The 15,848-nt window shown below is 64.7% G+C and carries 18 protein-coding genes; 11 read left to right on the forward strand and 7 right to left on the reverse strand.

The annotated features are described in order from the left end of the window. Positions 1-4 precede the first annotated feature (4 nt). The 3 genes from MJ602_RS09680 to MJ602_RS09690 are packed head-to-tail and all read right to left on the reverse strand — an operon-like array spanning position 5 to position 2,622. Positions 5-607, reverse strand: coding sequence for a hypothetical protein (locus tag MJ602_RS09680; RefSeq protein ID WP_243020647.1), 603 nt, complete (start codon positions 605-607; stop codon positions 5-7). A 23-nt stretch (positions 608-630) separates the two neighbouring features. Then, entirely contained in the window at positions 631-1,623 is a 993-nt protein-coding gene (locus MJ602_RS09685; protein WP_243020649.1) for an HpcH/HpaI aldolase/citrate lyase family protein, read from the reverse strand. A gap of 12 nt (positions 1,624-1,635) precedes the next feature. Further along, the gene (locus tag MJ602_RS09690; RefSeq protein ID WP_162016772.1) at positions 1,636-2,622 is read right to left on the reverse strand and encodes a malate dehydrogenase; all 987 of its coding nucleotides are present in this window, start codon (positions 2,620-2,622) and stop codon (positions 1,636-1,638) included. A 179-nt stretch (positions 2,623-2,801) separates the two neighbouring features. On the opposite strand from MJ602_RS09690, the gene MJ602_RS09695 reads away from it, so the two are divergent. From MJ602_RS09695 to MJ602_RS09735, 9 genes are all read left to right on the forward strand, one after another. Continuing rightward, positions 2,802-3,596: a GntR family transcriptional regulator gene (locus MJ602_RS09695; RefSeq protein ID WP_243020651.1), complete on the forward strand. Its 795-nt coding sequence runs from the start codon at positions 2,802-2,804 to the stop codon at positions 3,594-3,596. Positions 3,597-3,738: 142 nt separating this feature from the next. Then, a complete protein-coding gene (sdhC, locus tag MJ602_RS09700; RefSeq protein WP_243020652.1) occupies positions 3,739-4,173 on the forward strand; it encodes a succinate dehydrogenase, cytochrome b556 subunit in 435 nt (144 codons plus the stop codon). Positions 4,174-4,198: 25 nt separating this feature from the next. Continuing rightward, a complete protein-coding gene (gene sdhD, locus MJ602_RS09705) occupies positions 4,199-4,561 on the forward strand; it encodes a succinate dehydrogenase, hydrophobic membrane anchor protein (protein ID WP_162016775.1) in 363 nt (120 codons plus the stop codon). Between the two features lie 34 nt (positions 4,562-4,595). Then, positions 4,596-6,401, forward strand: coding sequence for a succinate dehydrogenase flavoprotein subunit (sdhA, locus tag MJ602_RS09710; RefSeq protein ID WP_162016776.1), 1,806 nt, complete (start codon positions 4,596-4,598; stop codon positions 6,399-6,401). Positions 6,402-6,429: 28 nt separating this feature from the next. Beyond that, a complete protein-coding gene (locus tag MJ602_RS09715; protein WP_162016777.1) occupies positions 6,430-7,134 on the forward strand; it encodes a succinate dehydrogenase iron-sulfur subunit in 705 nt (234 codons plus the stop codon). Between the two features lie 19 nt (positions 7,135-7,153). Continuing rightward, complete coding sequence (locus MJ602_RS09720) at positions 7,154-7,474, forward strand: FAD assembly factor SdhE (protein WP_423246699.1); 321 nt, start codon at positions 7,154-7,156, stop codon at positions 7,472-7,474. A gap of 48 nt (positions 7,475-7,522) precedes the next feature. Continuing rightward, the gene (locus MJ602_RS09725; protein ID WP_162016778.1) at positions 7,523-8,815 is read left to right on the forward strand and encodes a citrate synthase; all 1,293 of its coding nucleotides are present in this window, start codon (positions 7,523-7,525) and stop codon (positions 8,813-8,815) included. A 163-nt stretch (positions 8,816-8,978) separates the two neighbouring features. Then, positions 8,979-9,395, forward strand: a complete 417-nt coding sequence (gene rnk / locus MJ602_RS09730; RefSeq protein WP_162016779.1) for a nucleoside diphosphate kinase regulator — start codon at positions 8,979-8,981, stop codon at positions 9,393-9,395. A 108-nt stretch (positions 9,396-9,503) separates the two neighbouring features. After that, positions 9,504-9,869, forward strand: coding sequence for a hypothetical protein (locus tag MJ602_RS09735; protein ID WP_242455366.1), 366 nt, complete (start codon positions 9,504-9,506; stop codon positions 9,867-9,869). 1 nt (position 9,870) lies between these two features. Here MJ602_RS09735 and MJ602_RS09740 read toward each other — a convergent pair whose 3' ends face one another. Beyond that, complete coding sequence (locus tag MJ602_RS09740; RefSeq protein ID WP_243020654.1) at positions 9,871-10,992, reverse strand: acyltransferase family protein; 1,122 nt, start codon at positions 10,990-10,992, stop codon at positions 9,871-9,873. A 253-nt stretch (positions 10,993-11,245) separates the two neighbouring features. Here MJ602_RS09740 and MJ602_RS09745 point away from each other — a divergent pair, with 253 nt between their 5' ends. Then, a complete protein-coding gene (locus MJ602_RS09745; RefSeq protein ID WP_243020656.1) occupies positions 11,246-12,448 on the forward strand; it encodes an ammonium transporter in 1,203 nt (400 codons plus the stop codon). A gap of 9 nt (positions 12,449-12,457) precedes the next feature. Here the strand turns inward: MJ602_RS09745 and MJ602_RS09750 are convergent, their stop codons facing one another. Continuing rightward, positions 12,458-13,423, reverse strand: coding sequence for a tRNA dihydrouridine synthase (locus tag MJ602_RS09750; RefSeq protein WP_243020658.1), 966 nt, complete (start codon positions 13,421-13,423; stop codon positions 12,458-12,460). Between the two features lie 198 nt (positions 13,424-13,621). On the opposite strand from MJ602_RS09750, the gene MJ602_RS09755 reads away from it, so the two are divergent. Further along, complete coding sequence (locus MJ602_RS09755) at positions 13,622-14,137, forward strand: hypothetical protein (protein ID WP_243020660.1); 516 nt, start codon at positions 13,622-13,624, stop codon at positions 14,135-14,137. Positions 14,138-14,146: 9 nt separating this feature from the next. On the opposite strand, the gene MJ602_RS09760 is transcribed toward MJ602_RS09755, so the two are convergent. Together MJ602_RS09760 and MJ602_RS09765 are read right to left on the reverse strand one after the other, a co-directional pair. Further along, positions 14,147-15,298: a methyltransferase gene (locus MJ602_RS09760; protein ID WP_423246700.1), complete on the reverse strand. Its 1,152-nt coding sequence runs from the start codon at positions 15,296-15,298 to the stop codon at positions 14,147-14,149. Position 15,299: 1 nt separating this feature from the next. Then, on the reverse strand, positions 15,300-15,818 hold the full coding sequence (locus MJ602_RS09765) for a GNAT family N-acetyltransferase (RefSeq protein WP_162016785.1): 519 nt from the start codon (positions 15,816-15,818) through the stop codon (positions 15,300-15,302). Between the last annotated feature and the right edge of the window lie 30 nt (positions 15,819-15,848).

Genomic DNA, 15,848 nt, shown 5'->3' on the forward strand with positions numbered 1-15,848 from the left:
AGGCTTACTTGGTCGGTGACGGTTCAAGCAGGTTCGGGGCGGGCGCCTTCTTCAGCGTCTCGGCCACCGCCACCTGTTCGGGGCTCATGCAGTCATCGGCCAGTCGCTGTCCGCGTTTCTGATCCATGAGCATGGATTTGTTGGCAATCTGGAGCCAGACGGCACCAGCCTTGGGGTCTTCCAGGCGCACGGCGCCGGTGCTGGTGAGCACGGGGGCCATATGGAAGCGAAAGCCCTTGCCTTCCAGGTGGAAGTGTCCTGGGGCCTGGGGATCGCTGGTGACATTCACCGATGCCCCCAGCTCGCACGCCATCTGGCCCACATACACGCGCTCCGCCATAGCCAACTCGTCCGGGGAGAGTGCTTCTCGTGCAGCAATCAGACCCGTGGCCACCTGAACGGCCGCCGTGTGCAGTTGCTGGCGGCTGCTGGTGGGCTTGGCCTTGGCCACCACTTCCTTTTTGGCCGTCGGCTTCGCGGCGGTCTTGGCGGGGCTTGCCTTGGCGGCGGTGTTTGTCTTGGCGGTGGTCTTGGCCTGGCTGGCCTGCGCCAGGGTCAGGCCGGGCATCAGCGCCAGCAGCGCCGCAGCAAGAAGGGTTTTGGTCATTGCAGTCTCCATGTGGCAAGGTTTCAGCAGCGCGATGATACAAACCAGGTCTGCACCTCGGACGGCAAAGTCCTTCCCGTGGCGTGGGCCCGCTCCAGGAACTGCCAGTAGTAGCGGTAGCTTGCGCGGTCGTGCAGCACGCCCTCGATGCTGATGGGCGCCCAGTGGGCACGGGCGGCAGCGGCAACAATGTGCGCTGCCTTGTCCACGGACATCTGCGATGGCGAAAGGGCTTCGAGGATAGGCCGAATCTGCGCCGGATGGATGCTCCACATGCGTGTGTAGCCCAGTTCGAGTGCCACACGCTGCGCTGCGGCCTGCAGAGCAGCGGCGTCACTGAATTCGGTGACCACGCAGTGCGAGGGCACCTTGCCATGCGCATGGCAGGCAGCAGCGATTTCCAGCTTGGCACGCACCACCAGGGGATGGGTGAACTGGCCCTGCACGCCCATCGCGGAGTCAGGAATGGCGCCACCGTGGGCGGACACAAAATCCATGAGCCCGAAGCTCAGGCTTTGCACAAGCGGATGTGCTGCAATGTCAAAGGCCCGGTGCACGGCCGCAGGCGATTCGATCAATGCGTGCAGCGCCAGATGCGGCGCACCCGCCTGGTCCAGCAGCTGTGCGGCGCGGTCGATGTCCGCCACGGACTCTACCTTGGGCAGCATGAGGTGGCACAGGCGGTGGCCTGCCCGGCCCACAATGGTGTCCACATCCTGGGCAAAGGCCGGGTGGTCCACGGCGTGGACCCTGGCCGCCACGCGGGTGCCGGGTGCGGCCTCGTGCAGCGCCAGTTCGGCCACCAGCGCCGCATGCTCGGCCTCGGCACCCACAGGGGCGCCGTCTTCACAGTCCAGCGTCACGTCGAAGACGCAAGCGCCGAACTCCTGCATCATTTCTGCCTGCAATTGCAGGCTCTTGCGCATCCGCGCGGGCGCACCGCTGTAGTGGTCACAGACCGGCAGCAGGCCCGCCGCCGCCTGGGCACCCAGCAGGATGTCGCGCGGATGGGTCATGGAAGACGCGGCTTACAGCAGGTGCTTGACGCCGTCCTTCTCGCCCTCGAGCTCGGCCAGGGTCTTGTTGATGCACTCTTGGCTGAATGCGTCGATCGGCAGACCTTCGACGATCTTGTACTCGCCGCCTTCGCAGGTGACGGGGTAGCCAAACATCGTTTCAGCGGGGATGCCGTATTCGCCCTTGGACGGAATGCCCATGGTGACCCACTTGCCGTTGGTGCCCAGGGCCCAATCGCGCATGTGGTCGATGGCGGCGTTGGCAGCCGAGGCGGCCGACGACAGGCCACGGGCGGCGATGATGGCGGCGCCACGCTTGCCCACGGTGGGCAGGAACACATTGGCGTTCCACTCGTGGTCGTTGATGGTGTCCTTGACGGACTTGCCGTTCACGGTGGCGAAACGGTAGTCGGCGTACATGGTGGGCGAGTGGTTGCCCCACACGGCCAGCTTCTCGATGTCGCCCACGGCAACGCCCATCTTGGCGGCAATCTGCGAGGCGGCACGGTTGTGGTCCAGGCGCAGCATGGCGGTGAAGTTCTTGGCCGGCAGATCGGGGGCCGACTTCATGGCGATGTATGCGTTGGTGTTGGCGGGGTTGCCGACCACCAGCACGCGCACGTTGCGCGAAGCCACGGCGTTCAGGGCCTTGCCCTGGGCGGTGAAGATCTGGGCATTGGCGGCCAGCAGGTCGGCGCGCTCCATGCCGGGACCGCGGGGGCGGGCACCGACCAGCAGAGCGTAGTCGGTGTCCTTGAAGGCAGTCATGGGGTCGGAGTGAGCCTCGATGCCAGCCAGCAGAGGGAAGGCGCAGTCTTCGAGTTCCATGATCACGCCCTTGAGCGCGTTCTGGGCCTTTTCATCCGGGATTTCGAGCAATTGCAGGATGACGGGCTGGTCCTTGCCCAGCATTTCGCCCGAGGCGATGCGGAACAGAAGGGCGTAGCCAATTTGGCCAGCAGCACCGGTGACGGCCACGCGGACGGGCTTTTTGCTCATGGTAGGAACTCCAGGAAGTGAAGGGAACAGGTGAATGTGCAGCGGTTGCCACCTGCGCCTGTTACCAGCAACACGTGCGCGCCGCAAACAGGTATGGATTCTAGCTTTGAATACTGCACTGCGTCAATTTGTCTTATGTCTTATATAAGATATGATCAAGGCCCGAACGACGCAGAGCCATGTCCTCCCTGCCCCCCGCCTCCACCGAAACCGCCGACGCCCCGCAGTTGCCCCAGGCTGGCCTGCCCGCACCCGCGTTCAGCCCCTTGTACCAACAGATCAAGGGACTGATCCTGCAAAGCCTGCAGGCGGGCGAGTGGAAACCCGGAGAAGCCATTCCCAGCGAAATGGAATTGGCCGCCCGCTTTCGGGTGAGCCAGGGCACGGTGCGCAAAGCCATCGACGAACTGGCGTCAGAGAACCTGGTAACGCGCCGCCAGGGCAAGGGCACCTTTGTAGCCACCCACGCCGAGCGCCATGTGCAGTACCGCTTTCTGAAGCTCATGCCTGACAGCGGGGATGCCAGTGTCGAGGGCCCTGCACAGCGCCATATTGTTGAATGCAAGCGCGTGCGCGCCAGCGCAGACGTGGCCCGAACCCTTGGACTGCGCACCGGCGACGCGGTCATGCAGGCCCGGCGTGTCCTGTCCTTCAGCGGCGTACCGACGATTCTCGAAGACATCTGGCTGCCGGGACAAGCCTTCAAAGGGCTCTCGGCCAACCAGCTTGCCGCCTACCCCGGCCCCACCTATGCCATGTTCGAACTCGACTTCGGTGTTCGCATGGTCCGGGCCGAGGAAAAAATCCGGGCCGTGCTCCCCACCGCAGAGCAGGCCCAGGCGCTGCAGGTGGCACCTGATACCCCTTTGCTGAGCGTGGAGCGCATCGCCTTCACTTACAACGATGTTCCCATGGAGTTACGGCGCGGCCTCTACCGCACGGACACGCACCATTACCACAACGAACTCAACTGACAACGACCTTGCATTCAGATTGGATGTTGAAAAAAACACAAAATCCCATCTGCATCAAACCCTGGTTGCTGCGTTGCAATAGAATTTTGTGTCCTTGCGTGCACAGAATTACAAAGCAGTTACATCCACGAAAGCCCTTGCCATGACCGATCTAGCCAAAAAAAGGCCTGAATTCCGCAACATCAACGCCTTCAAGGATCTCACCACCTACCGCATGACGGTGGGCGCGTGGGTTTCGATCCTTCACCGGGGCAGCGGAGCCATCCTCTTCCTGCTGCTGCCGCTGCTGGTCTGGATGTTCGATACCTCCCTGTCGTCCGAGTATTCCTTTGCCCGCTTCAAGGCGGCCTTTGAAAGCGGCCTGGGGTTTGTGCCCGGCTGGCTGTTCAAGCTCGTCACGCTGGGCATCATCTGGGCCTACCTGCACCATGTCTGCGCTGGCATCCGCCATCTGTGGATGGATGTGGACCACGGCAGCATCAGCAAGTCCTTCGCCAAGTCTTCCGCCATCGCAGCCCTGGTGGTGAGCCTGGGCCTGACAGCGGTCCTGGGCGCCAAACTGTTTGGCCTTTACTGATCCACACCCATTCGAAGGAAATCCCATGACCACCTACGGTTACAAGCGCACCGTCGTCGGTGCCCACTATGGCTGGCGCGACTGGCTGGTTCAGCGCATCACCGCCCTCATCATGATCCTGTTCACCCTGACCGTGATCGCGCAGCTTGTGTTCAGCAAGGGCAACATCGGTTACGCACTCTGGGCAGGTATTTTTGCCGCCCAATGGATGAAGTTTCTGGCCTTCTCCGTAATCGTTGCGCTGGCCTGGCATGCCTGGGTCGGCATGTGCAGCATCTGGATGGACTACGTCAAGCCGGCCGGAATCCGGTTGGCGCTGCAGGTTTTCACGATTGTCTGGCTCGTCGGCTGCGCAGGCTGGGGCTTCCAGGTTCTGTGGCGTCTTTGAGCGTCGCCCACACACTGAAAAACAAGGCTAAGCCATGAGTTACACCCAAGCCAACATCTCCAAACGCAAGTTCGACGTCGTCATCGTCGGGGCCGGCGGCTCCGGCATGCGCGCTGCGCTCGAACTGTCTCGCGCAGGCCTGAACGTGGCCTCGCTGTCCAAGGTTTTCCCCACCCGCTCGCACACCGTGGCCGCCCAGGGCGGCGTGAGCGCCTCGCTGGGCAACATGTCCGAGGACAACTGGCACTACCACTTCTACGACACCATCAAGGGCTCCGACTGGCTGGGCGACCAGGACGCCATCGAGTTCATGTGCCGCGAGGCCCCCAATGTGGTGTACGAGCTGGAACACTTCGGCATGCCGTTCGACCGCAACCCCGACGGCACGATTTACCAGCGCCCCTTCGGCGGCCACACCGCCAACTATGGTGAAAAACCCGTCCAGCGCGCCTGCGCCGCAGCCGACCGCACGGGCCACGCCATGCTGCACACGCTGTACCAGCAGAACGTCAAGGCCCGCACCAACTTCTTCGTCGAATGGATGGCGCTGGATCTGATCCGCGACGCCGATGGCGACGTGGTCGGTGTCACCGCCCTGGAGATGGAAACCGGCGACCTGTACATCCTGGAAGCCAAAACCGTGCTGTTCGCCACGGGCGGCGCAGGCCGCATCTTCGCTGCCTCGACCAACGCCTTCATCAACACCGGCGACGGCCTGGGCATGGCCGCACGCGCTGGCATCCCGCTGCAGGACATGGAATTCTGGCAATTCCACCCCACCGGCGTGGCCGGCGCGGGCGTGCTGCTGACCGAAGGCTGCCGTGGCGAAGGCGCCATCCTGCTCAACAGCAATGGCGAACGCTTCATGGAGCGCTACGCCCCGACGTTGAAGGACCTGGCTCCGCGCGACTTCGTGTCCCGCTCCATGGACCAGGAAATCAAGGAAGGCCGTGGCTGCGGTCCCAACAAGGACTACGTGCTGCTCAAGCTCGACCACCTGGGTGCAGAGACCATCCACAAGCGCCTGCCCTCGGTGTACGAAATTGGCGTCAACTTTGCCAACGTGGACATCACCAAGGAGCCGATCCCCGTGGTGCCTACCATCCACTACCAGATGGGCGGCATCCCGACCAACGTGAATGGCCAGGTCGTCACGCACGACGGCACGGCCAACCGCATCGTCAACGGGCTCTATGCCGTGGGCGAATGCGCCTGCGTGAGCGTGCACGGCGCCAACCGCCTGGGCACCAACTCGCTGCTGGACCTGCTGGTGTTCGGCAAGGCCGCTGGCCGCCACATCGTGGAGTTCAACAACAAGCAGAAGACCCACAAGCCACTGCCCAAGGACGCTGCAGACCGGACGCTGGAACGCCTCAACCAGCTCGAAAAATCCACCAGCGGAATCTATGCCCAGACCCTGGCTGGTGATATCCGCGCCTCCATGCAGCAGCACGCTGGCGTGTTCCGCACCCAGGCCAGCATGGATGAAGGCGTGAAGAAGATCGCCGCCCTGCGTGAGCGCGTGGCCGAAATCACGCTGCAGGACAAGTCCAAGGTGTTCAACACCGCGCGCATCGAGGCGCTGGAAGTGGACAACCTGATCGAAGCTGCCCAGGCCACCATGGTGTCGGCGGCCGCCCGCAAGGAATGCCGCGGTGCCCACACCGTGTACGACTACGAGAAGCCCGCCGACGATGCCGATGCGCCGCTGGGCCGCAACGACAAGGAATGGCTCAAGCACACCCTGTGGCACAAGGAAAGCAACAGCCTGACCTACAAGCCCGTCAACCTCAAGCCCCTGACGGTGGACAGCGTCCCCCCGAAGGTTCGGACGTTCTGATCAGGTCTTGCCCCACGAGAGAATCGCCATGCAAAAACGCACATTCCAAATCTACCGCTACGACCCGGACAAGGACGCCAAGCCCTACATGCAGACCGTCGAGATCGAACTCGACGGCCACGAACGCATGTTGCTGGACGCACTGCTCAAGCTGAAGGAAAAGGATCCCACACTGTCGTTCCGCCGCTCCTGCCGCGAAGGCGTCTGCGGCTCCGACGCGATGAACATCAACGGCAAGAACGGTCTGGCCTGCCTGACCAACATGAACACCTTGCCGGGCACCATCGTGCTCAAGCCGCTGCCGGGCCTGCCCGTGATCCGCGACCTGATCGTGGACATGACGCTGTTCTTCAAGCAGTACCACTCGATCAAGCCCTACCTGATCAACGACAGCATCCCGCCCGAGCGCGAGCGCCTGCAGTCGCCCGAAGAGCGTGAAGAGCTCGACGGCCTGTACGAGTGCATTCTGTGCGCGAGCTGCTCCACGAGCTGCCCCAGCTTCTGGTGGAACCCCGACAAGTTCGTCGGCCCCGCCGGCCTGCTGCAGGCCTACCGCTTCATTGCCGACAGCCGCGATGCAGCCACCGCCGAGCGCCTGGACAACCTGGAAGACCCGTACCGTCTGTTCCGCTGCCACACCATCATGAACTGCGTGGACGTGTGCCCCAAGGGCCTCAAGCCCGCGCTGGCCATTGGCAAGATCAAGGAATTGATGGTGCGCCGCGCCATCTGAAGCAAGACACGACCACACCATGGGTGAAGCAACCACCATGTCCGCGGGAGAAGCGTGCGATGCACTGCTGGATACCCGCGCGTTGAGCAAGCTGCACTGGCGCTGCCGACGCGGCTTGCTGGAAAACGACCTGTTCATCGAGCGGTTCTTCTCCCGGTATGAGTCCACCCTGACGCAACGCCATGCCGAAGGCCTGGCCGCGCTGATGGACCTCTCGGACAACGACCTTCTGGACCTGCTGCTGCGGCGGCGCGAACCGGAAGGCGCTCTCGACACCCCTGTGGTACGCGATGTGCTGGGCATGCTCAGGCATAGCGACCCGCCGCTGGCACCGGCCTGAAGCCCTCCACGCCCCTCTCTCTTCGGTCATCTCAACAAGGACGCAACAATGAAGCTCGCTGACAACAAAGCCACCCTGTCGTTCAGTAACGGCAGCCCCAGCGTGGAACTGCCGGTGTACCAGGGCAGCATCGGCCCGGATGTGATCGACATCCGCAAGCTGTACGCCCAAACCGGCATGTTCACCTACGACCCTGGCTTCCTGTCCACGGCATCGTGCCAGTCCGCCATCACCTACATTGACGGCGACAAGGGTGAGCTGCTGTACCGCGGTTATCCCATCGAGCAACTGGCCACCAAGTGCGATTACCTGGACACCTGCTACCTGCTGCTCAAGGGTGAGTTGCCCGACGAGGGACAGCGCACCGACTTCCACAAGCGTGTGATCAATCACACCATGGTCAACGAGCAGATGCAGTTCTTCCTGCGTGGCTTCCGTCGCGATGCCCACCCCATGGCCGTGCTGACCGGTCTGGTGGGCGCTCTGTCGGCCTTCTACCACGACAGCACCGACATCAACAACCCGCAGCACCGCGACATCGCCGCAATCCGCCTGATCGCCAAGATGCCCACGCTGGTGGCCATGGCGTACAAGTACGGCAAGGGCGAGCCCTACATGTACCCCCGCAACGACCTGTCCTACGCAGGCAACTTCCTGCGCATGATGTTCGGCACGCCTTGCGAGGACTACAAGGTGAATCCGGTCATCGAAAAGGCCATGGACCGCATCTTCATCCTGCACGCAGACCACGAGCAGAATGCCTCCACCTCTACCGTGCGCCTGTGCGGCTCGTCCGGCACCAACCCGTTTGCGGCCATCGCCGCCGGCGTGGCCTGCCTGTGGGGCCCTGCCCACGGGGGTGCCAACGAAGCCTGCCTGAACATGCTGGAAGAAATCCAGGCCATGGGCGGCGTGGCCAAGGTGGGCGAATTCATGGAGAAGGTCAAGGACAAGAACTCCGGCGTCAAGCTGATGGGCTTCGGTCACCGCGTGTACAAGAACTACGACCCGCGCGCCAAGCTCATGCAGGAAACCTGCAATGAAGTGTTGGCCGAACTGGGCCTGGAAAAGGACCCCCTGTTCGCACTGGCCAAGCAGCTCGAAAAGATTGCCCTGGAAGACGACTACTTCGTGCAGCGCAAGCTCTACCCGAACGTGGACTTCTACTCCGGCATCGTGCAGCGCGCCATCGGCATCCCGGTGAACCTGTTCACCGGCATCTTTGCCCTGGCCCGTACCGTGGGCTGGATCGCACAGCTCAACGAAATGATCAGCGACCCCGAGTACAAGATCGGCCGCCCGCGCCAGCTGTTCACCGGCTCGCCCCGCCGCGACATCTGATCGCACTCCAGGTCTGCAGCGCGGCGCGTCGCAGACCTGTCCACAACCCGCCTGCCCGGCGGGTTTTTTCTTTTTCAAGCCACCCAACGCCGCATACCCATGAGCGGCAGTGCGGGATTCCCCATGCACTACAGTGGCGCCCTTTGATCCTTCGGAGCTGGCCATGGCATCCAAGAAACCCCAGATCATTCTTTCTTCGCTCGACCTGGATCGCATCGAGGCCCTGCTGGCGGCCATTCCAGCCAGCGTTTTCCCCGGCAAGGCAGACCTGCAGTCCGAACTGGACCGCGCCGACGTCGTGGCACCCGAGGAAATCCCGCCGAACGTGGTGACGATGAATTCCACCGTCCAGTTCACCATCGCGGAGACGGGCAAGGATTTCTGCCTGACCCTGGTGTACCCACGTGACATGGATGGCAGTGCCGACCGTGTGTCGATCTTCGCCCCTGTGGGCAGCGCGTTGCTGGGCCTGTCGGTGGGGGATGAACTGGCCTGGCCTGGCCCGGGTGGCAAGAGCATGACCGTCAAGGTCAAGTCCATCATCTACCAGCCCGAGAGCGCTGGCGAGTTGCACCGCTGATTGAAGCCTGCGCAGGCGCTGGGGCCGCTGTGTGACATTGTTCCTGTGCAAAAGTCTCCGCTTGGAGCGACAATCGCGCCCATGCACCTCCCTTGCCCGCCAGAGTCCATGCAAGACCCAAGCTTCGATCCCAACTCCACCAGCGCATTTCAGCGCCGCATGGAGCGGGCGCCGGAGTGGTTTTGCTCGTTTCTGGCAGGCAACCACCGCGAGAAGAACCGTCTGCGCGGTGAAATGGCCGTCATGCGCGGCTCTGTGGTGTGGCTGGTGCGCCAACGTCGGCTGGGCCGCTGGAGCCCCGAAGACCGCGCTCACCTGCGCCAGGTGATGCGCTCTGCATCGTCTGTCAGCCCCTACCTGATCATCTGGGTGGTGCCGGGTTCCATGCTGCTGCTGCCGTTCATGGCCTGGTTCATCGACATGCGGCGCAAGGGTCGGCAAACACCGGGTTTTGCCGACCACGACCACCCCTGACTCACCACAGCGCCTCGACCTGCAGCACCAGCAGCCCAAGGCCCAGCATGCCGGCCTGCCAGCGCAATGCCTGCATCCAGGTCGGTGCAGGCTGCTCCACCCAGCGGAACATCAGGCGCCCGGCCACCAGCGACAGTACGAACGCCAGCCCCATGCCCAAGGCATTGGGCACGGGCTGGGTGGGCCAGGCCTGCGCAAACGCGGCGTTGACCAGCAGGCAGACCGGAAAGTGGACCAGAAAGACCGAGTAGGACATCCGGCCCACACGCTGCAAGCCCCTGGCCCATGCCCCCGCAGGCCACTGCGGCACCTGGCGCAGCAACACCGCCAAGGTCAAAGCGGTGACGGCAGCCAGCGCAATCCGGCTGCGATAGTCCCATGCCAGGGCCGCCACTGCCAGGGCAGCCATGAGCCCCCACCACCACGCCGGACGCAGTGAACGCACGGCCCAGCACGCCAGCATGCCCAGGCCATAGGCGCCAAAGAAATACAGTCCCCACACATCCAGCTCGGGCTGGAGGTTGGCCCAGAACAGCGACGCGGCCACGCCCGCCAGCACCACCGCCTGTACGGCCCGTGCCTGCACCACCGGGGGCATCTGGGACAGCGCCGTGCGCACGCCCGCCAGCACGAGCACGGTACCCGCAAACAGTTGGAAATCGATGGCCACGTACCACACCCCGGCCGAGAGCGCCTCCTCTCCCACCAGGTCCTGCAGCAACAGCACATGCGCCAGCAATTGCGGCCACCGGGGAGCATCGGGGACACTGGGATGCTCCAGCCACGGCCGCACCAGCGCCGCCGCCGCCATGGCCACCGCCAGCGCCGCTGCCAGCGGAATCATCAAGCGCACGAAGCGCTTGCCGATCTGCGCGGCCGCGCTGTCAAACCGCACCCAACCCTGCGGCGCCAGGCTGCTGGCGGCCAGATAGCCCCCTAGCACCAGAAACACCTGCACCGCCAGGCGCGCATGGTCATAGAGCCAGGCGATCAGATTCGGCGCCAGCGGCAAAGCCACATCGGACATGGGACCGTAAAACGCCAGGTGGTGCCAGACGATGGCGATGCAGGCCGCGCCCTTGAGGGTGTCAATCCAAGGGGCGCGCGAAACCGGTTTTTGCATACAGACAGCACAAGGCCGCAGCAGCCATCAGACCCTGCGGCATCAAAATATTTATGTAAAAACGCATTCTAACGCTTGTCTGTATTGCGTAAGCAGCTATTGTTTTTATAGCAACCTGGGACAGCACCAAGCCAGTGCTGTTGTCCACAGCTCATTCCCAAGCGTGGCGCATATTTTGCTTTATCCCGGTGCATTCAGGCTGCGGGCACCGCCCGCGCACCACAACGGATCAATTTCGACCCCACTGACCACCATGGATTCACTCAAACAGGGCGCGGACACCCTTTTCATCCTCCTGGGCGCCATCATGGTGCTTGCCATGCACGCTGGCTTTGCCTTTCTGGAACTGGGCACGGTGCGCAAAAAGAACCAGGTCAACGCACTCGTCAAGATCCTGGTGGACTTCTCCGTTTCCACCGTCGCCTACTTTGCCCTGGGCTACAGCGTGGCCTACGGCAGCCACTTCTTTGTGGGCGCCGAAAGCCTGGCGCAGCTCAATGGCTACGCGCTGGTCAAATTCTTCTTCCTGCTGACCTTTGCTGCGGCCATTCCCGCCATCATCTCCGGCGGCATCGCCGAACGCGCCAAGTTCTGGCCGCAACTGATGGCAACGGCCGTCATCGTGGGCCTGGTGTACCCCTTCTTCGAGGGCATTGCCTGGAACCAACATTTCGGTGTGCAGGCCTGGATCAAGGCGTTGACGGGCGAGGAGTTCCACGACTTTGCCGGTTCCGTGGTGGTGCATGCGGTGGGTGGCTGGATCGCGCTGCCCGCTGTGCTGCTGCTGGGCTCGCGCTCCAACCGCTACCGCAAGGACGGCGCGATCTCGGCCCACCCGCCCTCCAGCATCCCGTTCCTGGCGCTGGGCGCCTGGGTGCTCGTGGTGGGCTGGTTTGGCTTCAACGTGATGAGCGCGCAGACGCTGGACAAGGTCTCGGGCCTGGTGGCCGTGAACTCCCTCATGGCCATGGTGGGCGGGACGCTGACCGCCCTGCTGCTGGGCAGGAACGACCCCGGCTTCGTCCACAACGGGCCCTTGGCGGGCCTGGTGGCCGTGTGCGCAGGCTCCGACCTGATGCACCCGTTGGGCGCCCTCGTCGTGGGCGCCGTGGCCGGGGCCATCTTTGTGGTCATGTTCACCCTCACGCAAAACCGCTGGAAGATCGACGACGTGCTGGGCGTGTGGCCGCTGCACGGGCTGTGCGGCACCTGGGGTGGCCTGGCGGCTGGCATTTTCGGCAGCAAGGCGCTGGGAGGCCTGGGCGGTGTAGCCTTCACCGGGCAGCTCATCGGCACGCTGATGGGCGTGTCCTGGGCCCTGCTGGGCGGAGCGCTGGTGTACGGGGCACTCAAGGCCACCGTAGGCCTGCGCCTGTCGCAGGAGGAAGAATACGACGGCGCCGACCTGTCCATCCACAAGATCAGCGCCACGCCCGACCGTGAGGTGAGCTGGTAAGCCCCGCTGCTACGCGCTGCCCTGTCCTGGCAGCGCATCCAGCCACAGGCTGATGGCATGCTGGTCGGTCAGCGTGCGCACCTGCTGGTAGGCCTGCTCGGCCTCAGGAAAGCGGCGGCGCAGCAGGTTGAGCCACTGCTTGAGGCGACCCGCGCGCTGGTTGGGCTCCAGGCGTTCGCAGACCTGGCGCCAGAAGTCCTGCAGGTGCGGCACCAGCATGGGCCAGTCCACCACATCCTGGCCCGACAGGCCTGCATCCTGGGCGCGCAGGGCCCGCGCCAGCCCCGGATCGGCCACGATGCCGCGGCCCAGCATCAGCGCCGTACAGCCAGACACGGCACGGCAGCGCAGGGCGTCTTCCACGGTCCAGATCTCGCCATTGGCCACCACGGGCACGGCCACCGCTTCGCGGATGGCGGGGATGTGTTCCCAGTAGGCCGGGGGCCGGTAGCCATCAAGCTTGGTGCGCGCGTGCACCACGATCTCACAGGCCCCGCTGTCGGCCATGGCCTGGGCACAGGCCACAGCCAGGCGGGCATCGTGGTAGCCCAGGCGCATCTTGGCCGACACGGGCAGGTGCGCAGGCACGGCCCGGCGCACCGCAGTCACCACGGCGGCAATGCGCTCGGGTTCCTGCAGCAGCGCAGCACCACCCCCGTGGCGGTTGACCGTCTTGGCCGGGCAACCGAAGTTCAGGTCGATGCCCTCGGGGCCCAACGAGGCCAGGTGGGCTGCGTTGTCGGCCATGCAGGCGGGGTCGGAGCCCAGCAACTGCGCCCGCACGGGCACGCCGCTGAGGGTACGACCGCCGGTCTGCAGTTCAGGCACATGGCGCAGAAACACCCGGTCGGGCAGCAGCGTGCCGGTTACGCGGATGAACTCAGACACGCAACGATCCACCCCACCAATGCGGGTGAGCACGTCGCGCAGCACAAAGTCGAGCAGGCCCTCCATGGGCGCCAACAGCAGGCTCATGGCTGTACGCGCACGGCTGCGCGGGGTGCAGGCGGCAAGAAAATCAAAGCCAAATACGCCTTCAGGGCAATGAATACAAGCGTCATAAGCTATACATTTTATAGCAATCACAAAACCCGCCGTGGCGAGCACGGGTGTTCATCAAGGCGTCACGCGCCGCGGTTCCAATGCGGGCTTGACCTCCAGACGCTCTGCCCCATGTTGCTGCTCAAAACCGACAAAGCCCGCCAGGAACTCATGCCCGGTGTTCGCACCCTGAGCCTGCGCGAGCGCTCGCTGCTCCTGCTGGCCGATGCCAAGCCCATGCAGGAGCTGCAGGCCATGTACCACGGTGAGGGAAGCCGGATTGTGGACGAACTGATGCGCGCGGGCTATCTGCGCCACCCCAGCCCCACTGCGTCCACCAACGACGAACCGCCCGCAAGCCAGGCGCTGCCCCTGCCCCGCTCGCGTGTGCCGCTGCGTTCACTGGCGGGCACCCGCATGTACCTGTTCGACATCTGCGAGCGCATGTTCGCTCGCCGCAACCCCGACCTGGCCCAGCAGTTCCACACGGCCCTGCGCGACGCCAAGGACCGCTGGAGCATGCTGGATGTGGGCGAGGCCATGCTCGAAGAAGTGGGCTACCTGGCCGGCACTGAACGCGCTGCCGCTATCCGCGAGCACATGAACCAGTTGCTGCCCCTGGCGCACGAAGAGGCGCTGGCGGCCTGAGCGCCAACGCTAGGCTGCCCCCAGGCGCCACAGCGATGTAACCTCGGCGGCGCGTGCCGCGTGCAGCGGGTCACTGGCATCCTGGGCCTTGCCGTGGCGCGGGCGCACGTCTTCACGGCCCAGCACGCGCAGGCCCGCCGCCGCGATCCAATCGAGCAACTGGGCGCGGGTGCGCAGGCCCAGGTGTTCGGCCAGGTCGGACAGGATGAGCCAGCCCTCGCCACCCTCTTCCAGGTGCTGCGCCAGCCCGGCCAGAAAGCCGCGCAGCATGCGGCTGTCCTCGTCGTACACGGCCTGCTCGATGGCAGACACGGGCCGAGCGGGCAGCCAGGGCGGGTTGCACACCACCAGGGGGGCGCGGCCGGGCGGAAACAGGTCGGCCTGCAACAACTCCACCCGCTCTTGCAGACCCAGGCGCTGCAGGTTGTCCTGCGCACAGGCCAGCGCACGGGGCGCCAGTTCGGTGGCCACCACGCGGCGCACGCCTCGGCGTGCCAACACGGCCGCCAGCACGCCGGTGCCGGTACCGATGTCAAACGCCAGTGCCTGGCTGGGCAGGGGCTGGCGCGCCACCAGGTCCAGGTACTCCCCACGCACGGGCGAGAACACCCCGTAGTGCGGATGGATACGGTTGTGCGGCGCGGCGCCCAGCGCGGCAATCTCCACGCCCTTCTTGCGCCATTCATGCGCGCCCACGATGCCCAGCAGCTCACGCAGCGACACCACGCTGGGCGTGCCATCGGCCGGGCCCCAGGCCTCGGTACAGGCCACGCGCCAGTCGGGCGCACGGCGCAGGGCGATGCTGTAGTCCCCCTCCAGCGCAATGAGCAGCGCGCCCAGCGTGCGTGCGCGCTGCGCCTGCGCCTGGCGGTGCAGGTGAAAGCGCGTGGCGGCATCGGCCTGCGCTGTCTTGGCGGCGGCGCGGGCTGCGGACGATGCTGGCTTGCGTTCGATGCGGCGCTGCAGGGCCTGCAAGAGCTGGCGCGCGTTCTGGAAGTCGCCCCGCCACAGCAGTGCCGTGCCCTCGCAGGCCAGGCGGTAGGCCTGGTCAGCGCTCAGGCGGTCGTCGGCGACCTGCACGCGGCGCGGCGCAGCTGCGCCCTGGGCCGAACGCCAGTGCAGCGTGTGCGTCTGGCCCTGCTCGGCCCATGCGATGGTCACTTCAACTCAGCGGGCGCTGCAAGCGCACTTCTTCGAGCTTGGCACCACCGATGACGGCGGTCTTGGCGGTGGACATTTCGCGTTTGAAGCCGGCCATCTCGTGGAAGCGCAGCGCGCGCTCGTTGCGCAGCGGCACCCAGGCGGTGACGGTGGTGCAGCCTTCTTCCTGCAGGCCTTCGCGTGCGGCATCCCACAGCGCCAGGCCCACGCCCTTGCTCCAGTGGGTGGGGGCGCAGTAGATGGCCCAGATCTCACCGGTGGTGGGGCGGGTCTTTTCGTCGCGGGAGCGGTCGAAACCGACAAAGCCCACGATCTTGTCACCATCCACGGCCACCTGGACCTGGGGCTCGGAATATTCAATGGCTTCGCGCCAGTAGGCCTGGCGCTTTTCGACGGAGAAGGACTTCAGCTGCTCGTCGGGCACCAGTCCTTTGAGGGCGGCCTGTGCGGCTACGGTGTGGATCTGGGCGATGGCTTTGGCATCGCGGAGTGTGGCGGGACGAACCTGGATACTGGACATGAAAAACCGACCGGAAACAAACTGTCAAAA

The sequence above is a fragment of the Simplicispira sedimenti genome (assembly GCF_022760965.1).
GTDB lineage: Bacteria > Pseudomonadota > Gammaproteobacteria > Burkholderiales > Burkholderiaceae_C > Simplicispira > Simplicispira sedimenti.